The 206-nt window shown below is 50.0% G+C and carries 1 pseudogene; it reads left to right on the forward strand.

Annotated features, from left to right (window positions below):
- Positions 1-206 (forward strand): annotated as a pseudogene (locus tag HJV72_RS19645) (sensor histidine kinase); the annotation flags it as partial.

Consider the following 206-nt stretch of genomic DNA (forward strand, 5'->3'; position numbering starts at 1 on the left):
TACAGGATGAGAATCAGAGGCTGATCGGCCAGGTGGCCCGTTCGGTGGAATCTTATCTGCGCACAATTATGAAGCTTTCGGATTCCCTTTATTACGGAGCGGTTAAGAATGCGGATCTGTCGTCGGAGTCGGTCGGTTCTGAGCTGACGCTGCTCTATGACAACAATAAGGATAATGTGGACAACATAGCCCTGTTTTCGGAGGAC

Origin of the sequence: Extibacter sp. GGCC_0201 (genome assembly GCF_017566055.1) — a bacterium.
Taxonomy (GTDB): domain Bacteria; phylum Bacillota; class Clostridia; order Lachnospirales; family Lachnospiraceae; genus Extibacter.